A 15,512-nucleotide genomic window follows, 5' to 3' on the forward strand; every position below is an offset into this window, starting at 1 on the left:
GCACTTCAATTCCCGAGCGGCTTCGACCGATTATATTTGCCTTGCCTGCTAATTGCCCATATTGCCTTGACGCCTACATAGCGGCTCTATAGCGCTTACGCCTTTATAGATCTCTACGGTGTCTCTACAGCGCACAATATGCCTTAGCATGCCTTAGTACGCCTCAACGGATCTCTTTGGCGTCTTTATGACCACTGCCTCTATTCTACTCTACTATTGCCTATATTCCGCTTCGGGCTTCGCTTCCCCCAAACCTATTCCGCTAATCCAGAATTCAAACTGCAAGCTCTGGTCTGCGGGAATCCGATACTCTTCATGCACCGGTGCGCCCCAGCTATCGTCGCCGCCGACGCCCATCTGCCTGCCGGCAACGGTGATCACCGTGTAATGTATTGGCGGCAGCTCCCAGTGGTGACGGGCATTCTCCAGCTCAAAGGCGGTATACGGCGAAATGCCGCATTCTACTGGCCTCCCGGAGGCTGCCGAAATGGCTATCCCCACGCCTTGCTCATTGCGAATGCATACCCGGCGGACACCGGTCCGGTTCCCGGATTCCTGCGGAATCAGGTACGGGGAGACATTGCCTTCCGCCGTATTCTTAAAGACGCCGAGCCTAGCTCCATGACAACGATCTATATAGTTCTCTTCCGGACCCATAGCCAGCCATTCCAGCTTGCTGTACTCTGCAGGCACTTTGAAGCTCCATGCATAAATCGGCAGCTCAGGAAGACCCGCAGCCCCTTCATATAAGGAATTGACGCGGATTTTACCGTTCGGATAGACGGTATAGCGGACGGAGGCCTTGACCTCTTTGCTGATGCTCAGCTCATAAGTAAAAGTAATGCTGACGGCCCCCGCCTCCTCCGGCCTCTCAGCCCGGTCAGCTTGCCTGTAATCCTCTACATCTACGGCAGTGCATTTAGGCGCAAGACTGGCGGCATACCACCCTGCGGCATGAAAGCCCATATTCATTCCACGGTCATTATCCGTCAGGGCTCGCCAGAATAGAGGCTGCGGAGGGCGGGAAATCATCTCGCGCCCGGCATAATTCAAGGAGATGAGGCTGCCGTCCTGCTTCGAGAATAGAACGGAGAAGTCCTTGCCGTGAACGCCAATGTTGACGTCTCCGTAAGCCAGTTCAAGATTTTGCAGTCCAGATTCATTCGCAGCATTTGCACTCGCTGCATGCGAGCTACTTGCCGCAGCAGCGATTTTCGTGTTTGCCGTATCTGAGCCAGATCCCGCAGCAGCTTTTGCTCCGTTCTCCACCATAAATACATGCTGCCCAAATGCCACTTCATGACCTGCGTCAGCCCACAGCATCTTGTCCTTCAGCTTCAAAGAAGCGTTGATATAGTATTCGCCTGAAGGCAAGCCATCCAGCTCCAGCTCCAGTGGAATTGTCTTCTCGCTTAGCGGAGCGACATCGGCCTGCAAGAGCCGCCTGCTGATTTCATAGCCCTCCTGGTGCAGGCTAATCTCAAGATCATATACCGAAGTATTAGTGAATAGGTTGTCGTTGATCATCGTGAGCTCCTTCAGGCTCGGAATCAGCTTGACGTTCTGATACAGGAATTTGACCTCCTGCATTTTAGCGGACAGCTTCCGATCAGCAAAAACAATGCCGTTACAGCAGAAGTTGTAATCGGTCGGCCGGTCTCCGAAGTCGCCGCCATACGCAAGATATTCGCGGCCATAGCGATCCTTCACCATAAGGGCTTGATCGATGTAATCCCAAATGAAGCCGCCCTGATACATTGCATATCTTCGCTCCAGCTCGGTATATTTGTGCATGCCGCCGACCGAATTCCCCATGGCATGCATGTACTCGCAGGTGATATAAGGCTTCTGCGGATCATTCAGCAAATATTCCTCAACATCAGCCGCCTTCGCGTACATCCGGCTCTCCATATCACTCGTATCGTTAAAGCGGCGATCATGAAAAATCCCCTCATAATGCACAAGCCGCCCGGGATCGGAGCTCCTGAAATACTCCGACACCTCATAGATCACTTTGCCGCCGTACGCCTCATTTCCGCAGGACCAGATCAAGATGGAAGGATGATTCTTGTCGCGCTCGAACATGGACACAGCCCGGTCCATCACGATATCCCTCCACTCCGGCCGATCGCCCGGCACGACCCAGGACGGCTCGACGGCACCCATCTTCTGCCAAGAGCCATGGCTTTCCAGGTTCATTTCATCGATCACATATACCCCGTATTCATCACAGAGCTCATACCAGAGCGTCTGATTCGGATAATGCGAGGTGCGTACCGCATTCATATTGTTCTGCTTGAGCGTCCGGATATCGAACAGCATATCCTCTTTGGTAATAGCGCGCCCTGAATAGCAATTGAATTCATGGCGGTTGACCCCTTTGAACACGATCCGCCTGCCGTTCAGGTGCATCACCTTGCCGATCATTTCAAACTTGCGGAAGCCGACCCTCTGCGGAACCACCTCCACGAGCTCGCCCCGAGAGTCGTATATGGAGAGGTAGAGTGTGTACAGCTGAGGATTCTCTGCGCTCCACAGCCGTGCCTGAGGCACTTCAAGCTGCAGAGAGAGCTTTAACTCATCGGCAGGATGGAGTGACACGCTGCTGACTCCAGCTTTTCCAGATGCCCTGCTTCCAGCCCCGCCCTGGAACTCGCCCAACTCCGCACATGTACGTCCTGCCAGCCCGCCGCTGGGATCGAACAATTCGGCCTCTACATAACCGCCCCCCGCATTGCCGGGCTGGGACTGTATCTGCAAATCCGCATGAAGCAGGCCATCGCGATAAGCCCCGTCCAGATCTGTGCGGACAAATAAATCCCGTACATGCAGCTTAGGCACGGTGTATAGATAGACATCCCTGAAAATCCCGGAGAAACGCCAGAAGTCCTGATCCTCCAGCCAGCTGCCCGTGCTGCGCTGATACACCTCAACCGCCAGCTTGTTTATGCCGTCCAGAACGTATGGCGTCAGATCAAACTCCGCCGGCGTAAAGCTATCCTCGCTATAGCCGACGAAGCTGCCGTTGAGCCAGACATAGAAGGCCGATTCTACGCCCTGAAAAGAAATGCCAACGGGCTGATCCCGAAACTTCGCAGGAAGCTCGAACTCCTTCACATAGCTGCCCACCGGGTTCCTCTTACGGGGAACGGCCGGCGGCCTCAGCTCTTCATGCCCGTCCCATGGATACATCGTATTTACATAATGCGGCTGTCCGAAGCCCTGCAGCTGGATATGCCCCGGTACCTGAATGCTGTCCCACCCGCTGCAGTTGTGCTCCAGCTTGTAGAAATCCACTGGACGGCTATCCGGATGAGCCGAGTAAGCAAATTTCCAGCTCCCGTTGAGGGAATGCCTCATCTCCATGCTTACATCCATGCCAGTGCCCGTACCTAACTTGCTCATATCCCTGCCCATAACCCTGCTCATATCCTTCGCCGCAGCTTCCCTCGTCCTGTAGTACCTATGATCCGAATGGGCCGGCAGCCGATTTACTGCGAATACTTTTACATCACTCAGCCAATCCAAGCTTGGCGTCCTCGCTACTGTCAACTTTATCGCTCCTATCTCTTTATGGTTGTTCTAGGTTGTTCTAGGCTGGTCTTTACTTGGTCTCTTGCTTAATCCTTGCTTAGTCCTTACCTCCTCCTTGCTTGCCCCTTGCTCGCTCCTTGCCTGGTCCTTGCTTGCTTCTTACTGACTTCTTACTTGCTACTTACTTACTTACTTACTTACTTACTTACTTACTTACTTACTTCTAACTGCTACTTCACTGAACCCATCATTCCCGCCACGAAATGCTTCTGCATCAGGAAGAATACCAGCGCCGTAGGCAGCGTGGCGATGACAATCGCCAGCATAATGAGGCCGTAATCCGGCGAGTAGCCCGACCCCAGATTGGAGATGAGCAGCGGGATCGTCTTCTGCTCCGGAGATTGCAGCACAATGAGCGGCCACAGATAATTGTTCCAGCTTGACATGAACGTTATGATGCCTGCAGCAGCGTAGGTCGTCTTCATCGTTGGCATGAATATTTTGAAAAAAATACCAAGCTCGCTCAGCCCGTCAATGCGCCCGGCCTCCACCATATCCTTGGGAAACATTTTGGAATTCTGGCGGAAGAAGAAAATCAGGAACGCTGTCGTAATCGTCGGCAGCATGACCGAAGCCATCGTATCGATCCCAATCGCCGGAACGGTGCCGGAAATATTCGCGAACATCCGGTAGAGCGGGATCATTAGAGCCGCAAACGGAATCATCATCGATAACAGTAAAATATTGAACACGATGTCCTTCGCCCTGCTGCGAAATATTTCAAAGCCATATCCAGCCAGCGAAGCGATGACAATGGCCAAAATCGTCGTCAGCACGGAGATCCTTGCGGAGTTCCATAATGACGTCCATAGGTCGGTCGATTCCGCCAGCTTCGTGAAATTATCCAGCAAATGATTGCCGGGCAGCAGCCGCCCCTTGGTGACATCGACCGATTTGTTCGTGGCGCTCACGACCATCCACAAGAAGGGGAAAATCGAGACGAAAGCCGCTCCGCCGAGAAATGCGTAAGTGCCTATCCGCTTCAGCTTCCTCATTTTTTATCACCTGCCACCTTAAATTGAAGAATGGACAACAGAACGATGATGACCACAATGGAATAGGATACGGTTGCCGCATATCCGAAGTCCGCCGTGTACTTGAAGGACAGATTGTAAATATACTGCGAGATCGATAACGTCGCGTTGCCGGGCCCGCCCTTCGTAATGTTCATGACCTCGTCGAACAGCTGCAGCGTACCGATTGTGGAGGTAATCGAGGTAAATAAAATGATCGGCTTCAGCATCGGAACAGTGATTTTCGTAAATTGCCTGAATGACGAGGCTCCATCGATCCGCGCGGCTTCATAGATGGAGCTGTCGATATTTTGCAGTGCTGACAAGTAAAAAATCATGTTATAGCCGGTCCAGCGCCAGGTAATTGCGATAATGATCGTGATTTTCGCCCAGAACGGATCGGTGATCCACTGGATCGGCTCATGAATAATGGACAGCTTCATCAGCAGCGAGTTCACCAGCCCGTCGGCTGCGAACAAATATTTGAATACGACAGAATAAGCAACGAGCGAGGTGACGCACGGCAGGAAGATCGCCGTCCGGAAGAACCCGCGAAATTTCAGCTTGCTGTCGTTCAGCAGCACCGAAATGAATAAGGCGAGGATAATCATAATCGGAACCTGAACAATCAGGTAAATAAATGTGTTTGTTAAAGCCGTCAGAAAAGTTTTGTCGGATAGCAGCCTCACATAGTTGTCCCAGCCCGTAAAGGAGAGATTGCTTCCCGTACCGGTCTTGAAGGACAGGATCAGCGCCTGGACCATAGGATAGAAATAAAAGACCGCAATCATGACCACGGCGATCAGGATGAAGCTCCACCCGGTTAAATGGCTTTTGGCGCGAATGCTAAGGCCTGTTCTGTCCGCTTTCATCGTTAGCAAGAACCCCTTTCTGCCCGTAAGAAAAACGTCTGCCGACGTAATCTCCAAGATGATAGACCGCGTTTGGCGGTAGTTCTTCTGGCGATTGTAGAATTGTTCAGCTCCGCTGAAAACTTGTCTAATAATTTCTATGGTTTAAAAGCAACCCCGGGACGCTTCGCCTCTTCACCTATGGATCAGCTCAGTGCCCCGGAGTTTTCCGGGTTATTGTTATGGAACGAACGGGGAACCCGCCGCGTTATTTAACCTGAGCTTCTGCTTGGGCCTGCGCGTCGCTTAACACTTGATCGATACTCTTGCCGTTCAAATAATTCTGCATTTCGACGATCAGGATATCCTCGATCGCATACGTGGAAATTCCGTAGTTCACCTTCGGAATCTCAGCCGTCCAGGCTGCAAAGTCGTTGACGATCTGCTGACCGCCGAAGAAATCATCCGGCTTCGAATAAGCTTCGCCGGAGGCGGCCGCCTTCAGCGTCCCGATCGCGCCGACGTTCGTCAGCAGGTTCTGGTACATCTCTACGTCCGATCCGAACGTCTCAGCCAGGAAATCCGCAGCCGTCTCCGCGCCCGGTATATTCATAACGTACCAGGAGCTCCCCCCTAAGTTCGTCGCGTGAACGGAATTTGGCGTTTGCGGCAGCTTAGGGATCGGCAGGATGGCCCATTGTCCGGCCTGGGAGGCCTCCGCCTTGACGGACGGCGTAATCCAGTTGCCTGTCGGTACGGTAGCTACATCCCCATTATTGATATTGGCGATGAATTGGCTCCAGTCCGCGTTGACCTTAACAACGTTGGCCTCCATCATTTCCTTGTACAGCTCAAACGCTTCCTTCAGCGCCGCGTTGCCCGCCAGATCAGGCGTCTTGCCGTCCTCTGCCAAATACCATGAGCCGCCGGACTGAATCATCATGCGAATAATTCCCAGGTCGTTCGGGTCAAGGGTGATGATGTCTTTACCGGTTTTCTCCTTGATGACCTTCCCGATCTCGATATACTGCTTCCAGTCGATATTCTTCAAATCGTCCAGCGTATACCCCGCCTGCTCGATGTAATCCTTGCGGACATACATGCCCGTTACCCCAGAATCGAACGGAACGCCATATTGCTTGCCGTCCAGGCTGGTCGGCCCGATCTTGTAATCCGCAAAATCCTCAGCGCGGATCGTGCCGCTCAGATCATAGAACGCATCGGGGTAGGATTGCAGGAATCCCTGGGCCCGGTAGTCTTCGATCAGCACAATGTTGGGCAGCCCCTTCGTCGTGCCGGAGTTCAGCCCCGTGTTCAGCTTCTGAATGATATCCGCCTGTGCGAATTCCACAATGTTGATTTTGGCATCGGGATTCTTCTTGCTGTACGCTTCCTTTGCGATGTTCAGCGCGGCAATATTGAACGCCGGATCCCAGGCCCAAATCGTGATTTCCTCCGCCTTGCTGCCGGAGTCGCTCCCGCCGCTATTGCCTCCGCTTACCGCCGGCTCTTTACCGCCTCCGCCGGATGAACAGCCCGCCAGCAGCACCATGCAGCTCAGGAATAATGCCAGTACCTTCTTCATCGTGTTTCAGCCCCTTTGATCATGTATAAGTTCTCTTTCCCCTGTCGGCGCCGCTTTCTTTGCAAACGCTTACCACAGGGCCTGAATTTATCGTAGCACCGGGCAGTACGACAGCGTTAGCAATTCCTTTAGTGAGATTTGTGATTTTATCGTCCGTATGAATGCGCTTTCATACCGTGTCTGTCTTTTCTTTGGATTTTGGTCATTTTATTGGCTTTCTTCTGAGCTGCTTTATTCTAAGCTGTTCCACATCATTGACTTTCTTCTGAGCTGTCCTTGCACATCCATGTTAATCGTTCAATTTTCAGTCGATGAATTGTTCGGTATTCACTGTTCGGTGTGTGATAGATGGATTGCTCACTTTTCGGTGTTCACTGTTTGGTGTTCGCTGTGCGGTGTCGGTAGATGGACTGTTCGGTGTTCATTGTTCGCTTTTCACCCTGTTGACTGTTTGGTGTGCGATAGAAGGATTGCTCTCTGTTCGGTGTTCACCGTTCACTGTTTGCTGTTCGCTGTACAATAGATGGATTTATAGTAGTTAGTTTTTGCAGCAATGAAATGAAAATAGATTTAAATGGATTTCATGTCGTTAGAAGAAGAGATTAGCCAATAATTCGCTGAATTCTTTAGTTTAGTTGCATTAATTCCATCTAGCTCGTTGAAAAATTTGTTTAGAGCATAACTAAATGCATGAATTCCATTTAGTGTGCGAAACAGCTTGAGAGTACAACATAGGTTGGAGTACAGCATGGCTGGAGTACAGCATGGCTGGAGTACAGCATGGCTGGAGTACAGCATGGCTGGAGTACAGCATGGCTAGAGCACAGCATGGCTGGAGTACAGCATGGCTGGAGCACAGCATGGCTGGAGTACAGCATGGCTGGAGCACAGCATGGCTGGAGCACAGCATGGCTGGAGTACAGCATGGCTGGAGCACAGCATGGCTAGAGCACAGCATGGCTGGAGTACAGCATGGCTGGAGTACAGCATGGCTAGAGCACAGCACAGCTTAGAGCACACGGCTAGAGAGTACAACACTGCTCGAGAGTACAGGATAGCTTAAGTACAACAGCCTAAAAAATAACTGTTCCGCTTACGCTAGCTCCAACTGTATCCGCAGTATTTTATTTAAATCTTAATCGGTAGTATTCGGTGTACAGTTAATAAGCTGAATTGTAATTGAAATTAATTTGATGCAATAAGCGGCAGCGTCACGCGGACTCGGGTGCCCTCACCAATCTTGCTCGTAATCGTTACACCATACTCCTCCCCATAGAGCAGCCGGATGCGGTCGTTGACGTTGGCCACGCCGATGCCCGAGAACAGCTTGCGCGAGCCTCTGGGTTTCAGCCCAGCCTGGGCCTGGCAAGCATTTGCTTGGGACGCTTGACCAAGCTTGCAGGCTGCCGATTCGGCCTGGTCAGCCGTGCTAGCTTCCAATCCAGTCGTGTGCCCAACCTCAAGATCCTCAAGTCCAGTCGTAAAGCCAACATTGTGAGCTTTCATCCCAGTCGTTTGATCGATATTGACAGCATTTGTTCCAGCCGTCTGACCAACCTCACGGCCTTCCACTCCAGCCTTGCAGCTAACATCATCAGCTCGAAATCCTGCCGTATAGCTAACCTTGGAAGCTTTCGCTCCAACCATGTGACCCGCATTTCGGTCGCCCGTTCCAGACAAACCGTCAAGTTTATCGCTTTCCAGTTCAGACATATCGGCACCAGCCTTTGACTCAACAGCCGCCTTAGCCGCCTGTCCGGCTCTGCCTTCCACCCCATATTCAAGCTCAAACGCCGCCATATCCATGCCATCACCGTTGTCAGCCACCTCGCAGATCAATTTCTGCCCCTCCTTCGCCACCAGCACATGAATCACGCCTTCCCCCTTTACATTGAAGGCATGGAAAAAAGCATTCTCCATAAACGGCTGGATCATCAGCTTCGGCACCTGGTAATGCGCACAGTCCGGCGCGATGTAATAGTTCACCCGAATCCGCTCCCCATAGCGGATATGGTTGATGAACACATAGGCTTTCAGATTTGCCAGCTCCTGCTCTACAGTAATTGTCTCGCTGACATTGCTGATCGTATTTTGCAGCAGTGAAATTAGCGCATGGATCGTCTCCACCGCTTTATCCTTGCTGCCCTGCTGAACCAGGAATTTAACCGAAGCTAACGTATTGTAAAGAAAATGAGGATTGATCTGCTGCTGCAAAGCAGCAAGCTCCGCCTTCCGCTGCCCCTTCTGCGTCTCCATAAGCTTGTCGACGTATTCATGGATCTCGTCAAGCATATAGTTATAAGCCCGGCCAAGCTCGCGAATTTCATAGCCGCCAGAAACGTTGACGTAGTTATGAAAATTCCGCCGGGTCACCTTCGACATCTGCCGGGCCAGCAGGGTGAGGGAGCGCGTCATTTTTCGTGAGATCAAGAATACCACCGCCAAGGCCACCAGTACGATCACCAGGCAAATGAACACGACGCTTCGCGTATTAACCATTTGACCAAGCACCATCTGCTGGTCGATCAGATTTACAAGGTAGAAATCGTAAGACGGCAAGTACTCGGCCAGCATGAGCTGATCCTTGCCCATGAGGTTCACTTTTTTAACGTCTAATCCCTGTTCCTCAATCTCCTCCGCGTAGGACAGCAGCTCGATGCCGCTCAGCCCGGTCAAATCCGGTAAATTGCTCGTCATCACCGTTCCGCTCCGGTCCAAAATGACGACATCGCTGCCCTCGCTCGTAAAGCTGCTGTAGAAAGGCTTGAAATCGTTCTCGTCAATGACGATGTAGAGCATGCCGTATTCCTGGCCCGTCGTCCGCTCCAGCAGCACCTTGGTTGCTACGATGAACTGCCGGCCTGCCGCGTCGCGGTACATTTGATACATCAGCTTGTCCGGATGTGCCTTCGCCTTGGCCGTAATCTCGCTTTGCTGCAGCTCTAGGGCCGACGGCTTGGCTACGTTGACATTACCGGAATAGCTCCGACCGTTCTTCCCGACGATCGCGACCCCGACGGAATAAGCATCCACCATCGATTGTACCCGTTTCATTTGTTGGGTCATGTTGTAATATGAGTTCATCACGCGGATGGATTGCCCCGCCTCCGGCTCCGTCAGAAAGGTCTTCAGCGTTCCGCTCTGCTGAGCCTGATTGGCTGCCAAAACAATCGAATAGTGAAACGATTCAAAATTGTTATGAATCTGATGAATAACTTTAGAATTCGTAATGCTGAAGGTCTCCAGGAACAACTGCTCCGACATGCGCAGATTTGTCCACACAACGGACACCGTGATCGTTACAATGCAAATGACCATAACGACAAACAGTTTGATAAATAAACCATGAAATTTCAGCCGCTCCAGCATTGCCCTCATCTGATATCCTTCTCCGCTCGCTCAATGTATTGTCTTCGGTATTGAGTCGGGGACAGCCCCGTGCTTTTCTTGAACACTTTGCAAAAATAACTGTGATCCCCATATCCAACACGGCTGCTGATTTCCGAGATCGGAATATCCCCCCTCCGCAGCAAATCGGCGGCCTTGCCGATCCGCACCCGGTTAAGATGCTCCTTGAAGCCTTCATGGTGATGTGCAGCAAAGAAGCTGGACAAATAAGACGGGTTAAAATGGAAGTGCCTCGCCATCTCCGTTAGGCTGATCGGCTCTGCGTAGTGTTCATCGATGTAGTCAAGCAGCAGCTTCATGCTGGGGTTGCCCTCCTGCCGCGCTTGCTGAGCGACCTGCACGCAGTCTTCCGCCTGCCGGCGGAACTCCTCCAGCAGAGAAATTATGGCGCTTATATGCCGAGCCTCGTCAATCGCCTTGAAGTACGCATATTTGGCTTCGTCCAGCGCCGACACATCCAGGTTCAGGCTGCCGAGCATATGTATGACGTTAAAAAGGATATTTCCGATCAATGACTTAAACTCAAAGACCTCTGCCGTATAGGCCTTGGTATGATGGGCAATATACTGCTCCAGTTCATTGAATCCCTCCTCCAGTTGCAGCCTGCGAATCTGCTCCATGAACACCTGCAGGGGGAACTCCTTCGTCTCCTCGGCCATCGGCAGCTCGCTTGGCATCAAGGCAGCATCCTGCGGCAGGAAGAAGCGGTACTGCAGCAGCTTCAGCCAGTCCTCCCGGCAAATGCCTCCGAGCTGGTTCAGCGAGTGAAAAGGATCGCTGAGCACCCAGGACAACTCCCCTTCCCCTGTCATCGAAGTCGGATGCAGCACCCTCAGCTTTAATGGCAGCGCCTCCCGCCCCTCTTCATCGACATTCAATATATGCACGGAAAGACGGGGATAACCGGAAATCGGGCCGCAGGGCAGCTTGGCCGCAGCCATTCGCGGAAAAAGCGCTTTCAACTCATCTAGAACGGACGAAGCTCCACAGCTGCCCAGCACATAAAAATACGGATAAGGAAACCACTCAGCCGCTTGCGCGCGGTCCAGCTCGACTTCATACCCCGCGAGCAGCTTCTCCAGCGTCTGCTGCATGGAAACCGAAGCCGAAGCCGATTCTGCGTTCTGGCGCATGACTCGGCTTGGAGCCGGCAGCTTTTCCACTGTTTTGCGCAGCACCTCCAGCAGCATTTCCGTCTCCAAATGAGGCTTCAGAATATAATCGGATACACCGCTCTGGAAGGTGGAGCGCACATAATCGAATTCGCTGAAGCTGCTCAGCACGATGACTTCGATTTCAGGCCAGTTATGCTTGATAAGCCGAGTTAGCTCCTCACCGTCCATGATCGGCATCACGATATCCGTCAATACAATATGCGGGCGCAGCGTCTCGATCAGTTCGAGCGCCTCCTTGCCATTCGAGGCCTCGCCGACGATCTGGAAGCCGTCCTGCTCCCAATTTAAAATATGCTTAATGCCCTGGCGGACCAAAATCTCATCGTCCACAACCAGAATTCTATACAGTTCGCCATTGTCCATCTATGCTCTCTCTCCTTCAAGCGACGTTCAACGATCTACTTTTGATCCTTAATATTTATGGCCGCCCGTTGACCGCACGCCACTGACTGGTACACTGCACCGGCCCGCTGCTCCAGTACGCTGCTGCTTTGGGACGCTATTCCGGAACGCTGTTGCTTTAGGACGCCTGCTCCGGGGCGTTGCTCGTGGCGCTGCTGCTTTAGGACTCTTGCTCCGGGGTGTTGCTCCTGAACGCTGCTCCCTGTTTGCACGGTACATAGGGGTAACGGCATGGCTTGACGGCCGCCAAGGGACAGGGAATATGGTGAATGTGGAGCAGGGGCGGCAAGCAATGATGTGGAAACAACCTATTAAAAGGAGCCAAACAAAGTTTCATCGCAGCCCGCTTCAGTAGAATGATCCTTCCCAAGTCTCTCGACTCTGTCGAACCACCTACTTGCAGGTACCCTAAATTGTATCACGGAATCCCTCGCCCCTGTCGAGCAGGGATCGTGAATATGGGATTTATTAAGCAGGGGCAGTGAATAAGGTGACTTTGGGGCAGAGGCGGCAAGCAACGACGTGGAACCCCCCCCTTTAAAAGGGGCAAACAAAGTTTCATCGCAGCTTGCTAGGACTTTTTCCGCAGTATCCGTCACCAGCACGGATTTTGTTCATTTTCTTGTGAAGATGGTTCAATTTTCTATTATCGATTGCCTTTTCATAGGGGATCATTCATAATTTGATTTACATTATCATCCAAGTTATTTAGCAAGCTCTGGTCACCGGATTTTCGCAAGCTTGCGAGCCAAGCTGCTAAAAAAACTGGGCTGCTTCAGGCCCAAGGTACCTGGCTGATTAAAGTCTGTAGATCAATGCAGTATGGACAAGCCGTGTTGAGTACGAGCGGCTCACTATGGATTAAAATGATTTCTTTTAATGGGATTCGCAAGCTCCAAGAGCGGACAGCATCCGCGTGCTCATTACTCCCTCCGCTAGTACTACATTATATAGCACAACAATACCTATCACAGTAATATCTAGACACAGCAATTCCCGCCGTCATGACGCATCACGAACAAAGCCAGGACATCCGTATGTCAGAACACTGCTATCAGAGCATGCTTACCCGAATATTTGCTTACGGAATATTGGCTCATCGTATACTCGGTCATTGAGCATCGAAGGTCGAAAATCCGATCATCAGACATCTGCACATTGAATATTGGCTCATCGCTCTCGGTCATTGACATCGAAAATCGCAGGTCCGATCAATGGATATTAGCTTGATATTTCCTGGATATTTGTTTGCTCATTACTTTTGATTAGGGTACATCGATTTGCTGATCGTGCATCAGCTGTGTGCGGCAGGCGAGCATGGTCTGGACCATGCTCCCCCGAAATATGTACTGTTCATACAGCATCACTACATCGATCCCAGGATCTGGCCGGTAAATGGCCTGTCATATAAATGAAATATTACTATATTATAATTAAATTACAGAACTAGTGTTTGGAATAATCGAGAACGTGAATAGGGGCGTTTCTATGACAAATAACCATAAAATAGCTATCATCGGCGGTACTGGAAAGGTAGGGCGTTATATTGCGGCCGCAGCGCTGCAGCAGGGCTACCAAGTCCGTATGCTCGTAAGGAATCCTGGCAAGCTAAAGGACGGTTTAGACAGCAGAATCGAAATACTCCAAGGCAGTGCGGAAAATAGAGATCATATCAGACAGCTGCTCCAGGATTGTCACGCCGTGGTGAACGCTTTTGGCCAGCCGCTAGGCGAGGCTCCGCTATATAGCACCGTAACCAGCATGGTTCTCGAGATCATGAACGAATTGGAGATCAGCCGTTACATCGGGGTGACCGGAGGCTCTCTCACCTTGGAGGGAGACCGTAAACGGCTTATGAATAAGGTCGGTGCGCTGCTGTTTAGAATCTTTTTCCCAGCGATGATCAAAGACAAGCAGAGGGAAGCTGCAATTATTCAACAATACTGCAATATCGAATGGACACTAATCCGGCTGCCGTTTGTAGTCGAGGGTAAAGAAAGCGGACATATCAAAGAACATCTGACCGATATGCCCGGATTCAAAATTTCCAACAGAGATATTGCGAGTTTTATCATTCGCCAGACGACAGAGGCCAAGTACATTCATAAGTCCCCCTTTATCGCAACCTAAAGGCTGCGGTCAGTCCTGCCGCGCTACTCTAATATCCCCATCTCATGTTGAGAATAAGTTGGGATCTGGTCTGGCTTCATTCTCTTGTACGTGGATCCTCCTTACGGACATGAGAGCCCTTATTGGCACAAAAAGAGAATATATTCGACTGCCTACGGACACAGGATCCGCTATTTGAAGTAAAACATTAGTTTTTGCTGCGATTTTGATGAAATAACGTCCCCTGTGTCCATTAATTTGTAAAAAAGGCTGATTTGGGGCAAATAGCGGAACTAGGGTCCGTTAGCATGAGCATGTATGTGGTCGACCGCCATCATGCAGCGAACCCCGCACTGGGGCTGCGTTCGTCGCAAGATCATGCGAAAAAGCCCCTCTTCTTCTCCTCAACAGGAGGGGAAGACAAGGAGCGGGGCAATAAGTGTGTTGAACAGACCCTGCCGCTCTTTAATGCTTGATAGGCCATCAACTGTCGGAGCTTGTCCAGATTCAGATCGCGCGAGAACAAGCAACAGGTCAGCAGCACCTAGTTGAGCGTCGCTTCGGATGCTAGGGTTGTCATGCGAATAGTCTGAGTAATGGCGATGCCTGCCTAGATCTGCCTAGCGACATTGATGCTTTTCGACGAGCATACGCCAGGGGTTCAGAATGAGCAATGAGCTACGTCGGCTACGACGAGCTATTCGACAGAGCTATGATGGGCCACACAACAGTGCTACAACGAGCTATACGTCGGTGCTACGGCGAGCTATACAACAGTGCTATGCTGGGCCATACGTCGGTGCTATGGCGAGCTAAACGACAGCGCTATACAAGCCATGCGTCGGGCTATGGCGAGCTAAACGACAGCGCTATACAAGCCATACGTCGGGCTACGGCGAGCTAAACGACAGCGCTATACAAGCCATACGTCGGGCTACGGCGAGCTAAATGGTGGTAGTTATTCGAAGGTACTACGCCAAACAATACGACGATGCTACGACGAACATGCGTAGGAGTTACGCCATGCCATACGACGGTGCTCCAGCGAACAATACGTCGGGTCGTCGGGTTCTACACCGAGCCAAATGTCGGCGAGCTATACAACAGTGCTACAACGAGCTATACGTCGATGCTGCACCAAGCCATACGGACGGAGCTGCAACAAGCTACTACGAAGCTATGTCGGCTACGACGAGCTATTCGACGATGCTACGCCATAACGACGGTGCTGCGACGAGCCGCAAATATTTCTCAGCCAGCAGAAATATTTACGGCTCGTTTTACTGTCTATAGCGGAGTTCAGGACGACGCAGCCCTTGAAGTGCAGCGCTGCGGCTTCTCTCGGGTTAGCGGCCACTCTCTGATTGATGGTTGA

Annotated in this window: 10 protein-coding genes; 4 read left to right on the forward strand and 6 right to left on the reverse strand. The window is 51.5% G+C overall.

Annotated features, from left to right (window positions below):
- Positions 1-213: 213 nt before the first annotated feature.
- From BN2762_RS23515 to BN2762_RS23530, 4 genes are all read right to left on the reverse strand, one after another.
- Positions 214-3,558, reverse strand: coding sequence for a beta-galactosidase, LacZ type (locus BN2762_RS23515; protein WP_055109243.1), 3,345 nt, complete (start codon positions 3,556-3,558; stop codon positions 214-216).
- Between the two features lie 206 nt (positions 3,559-3,764).
- Positions 3,765-4,589, reverse strand: a complete 825-nt coding sequence (locus BN2762_RS23520; protein ID WP_055109244.1) for a carbohydrate ABC transporter permease — start codon at positions 4,587-4,589, stop codon at positions 3,765-3,767.
- Entirely contained in the window at positions 4,586-5,479 is an 894-nt protein-coding gene (locus BN2762_RS23525) for a carbohydrate ABC transporter permease (protein ID WP_055109245.1), read from the reverse strand. The genes BN2762_RS23520 and BN2762_RS23525 overlap by 4 nt, the downstream gene beginning before the upstream one ends.
- 247 nt (positions 5,480-5,726) lie before the next feature.
- Entirely contained in the window at positions 5,727-7,043 is a 1,317-nt protein-coding gene (locus BN2762_RS23530) for an ABC transporter substrate-binding protein (protein ID WP_055109246.1), read from the reverse strand.
- A 764-nt stretch (positions 7,044-7,807) separates the two neighbouring features.
- Between BN2762_RS23530 and BN2762_RS27085 the strand changes: the two genes are divergently transcribed.
- Positions 7,808-8,056 (forward strand): hypothetical protein, encoded by a 249-nt coding sequence (locus BN2762_RS27085; protein ID WP_148499995.1) that lies wholly within the window; start codon positions 7,808-7,810, stop codon positions 8,054-8,056.
- A 172-nt stretch (positions 8,057-8,228) separates the two neighbouring features.
- Here BN2762_RS27085 and BN2762_RS23535 read toward each other — a convergent pair whose 3' ends face one another.
- Together BN2762_RS23535 and BN2762_RS23540 are read right to left on the reverse strand one after the other, a co-directional pair.
- Positions 8,229-10,421, reverse strand: coding sequence for a cache domain-containing sensor histidine kinase (locus tag BN2762_RS23535; RefSeq protein WP_055109247.1), 2,193 nt, complete (start codon positions 10,419-10,421; stop codon positions 8,229-8,231).
- Positions 10,418-11,989 carry a response regulator transcription factor gene (locus BN2762_RS23540; RefSeq protein ID WP_055109248.1) on the reverse strand — a complete coding sequence of 524 codons (1,572 nt, stop codon included), beginning with the start codon at positions 11,987-11,989 and terminating at the stop codon, positions 10,418-10,420. Before BN2762_RS23540 ends, BN2762_RS23535 begins: the two co-directional genes overlap by 4 nt.
- Before the next feature lie 1,527 nt (positions 11,990-13,516).
- Between BN2762_RS23540 and BN2762_RS23550 the strand changes: the two genes are divergently transcribed.
- The 3 genes from BN2762_RS23550 (at position 13,517) to BN2762_RS27090 (ending at position 15,512) form a co-directional block, all read left to right on the forward strand.
- Entirely contained in the window at positions 13,517-14,158 is a 642-nt protein-coding gene (locus BN2762_RS23550; protein WP_055109250.1) for an NAD(P)H-binding protein, read from the forward strand.
- A gap of 287 nt (positions 14,159-14,445) precedes the next feature.
- Positions 14,446-14,613 carry a hypothetical protein gene (locus BN2762_RS27910; protein ID WP_222861109.1) on the forward strand — a complete coding sequence of 56 codons (168 nt, stop codon included), beginning with the start codon at positions 14,446-14,448 and terminating at the stop codon, positions 14,611-14,613.
- A 515-nt stretch (positions 14,614-15,128) separates the two neighbouring features.
- On the forward strand, positions 15,129-15,512 hold the full coding sequence (locus BN2762_RS27090) for a hypothetical protein (protein ID WP_148499996.1): 384 nt from the start codon (positions 15,129-15,131) through the stop codon (positions 15,510-15,512).

It is taken from the genome of Paenibacillus ihumii (genome assembly GCF_001403875.1).
GTDB lineage: Bacteria > Bacillota > Bacilli > Paenibacillales > Paenibacillaceae > Fontibacillus > Fontibacillus ihumii.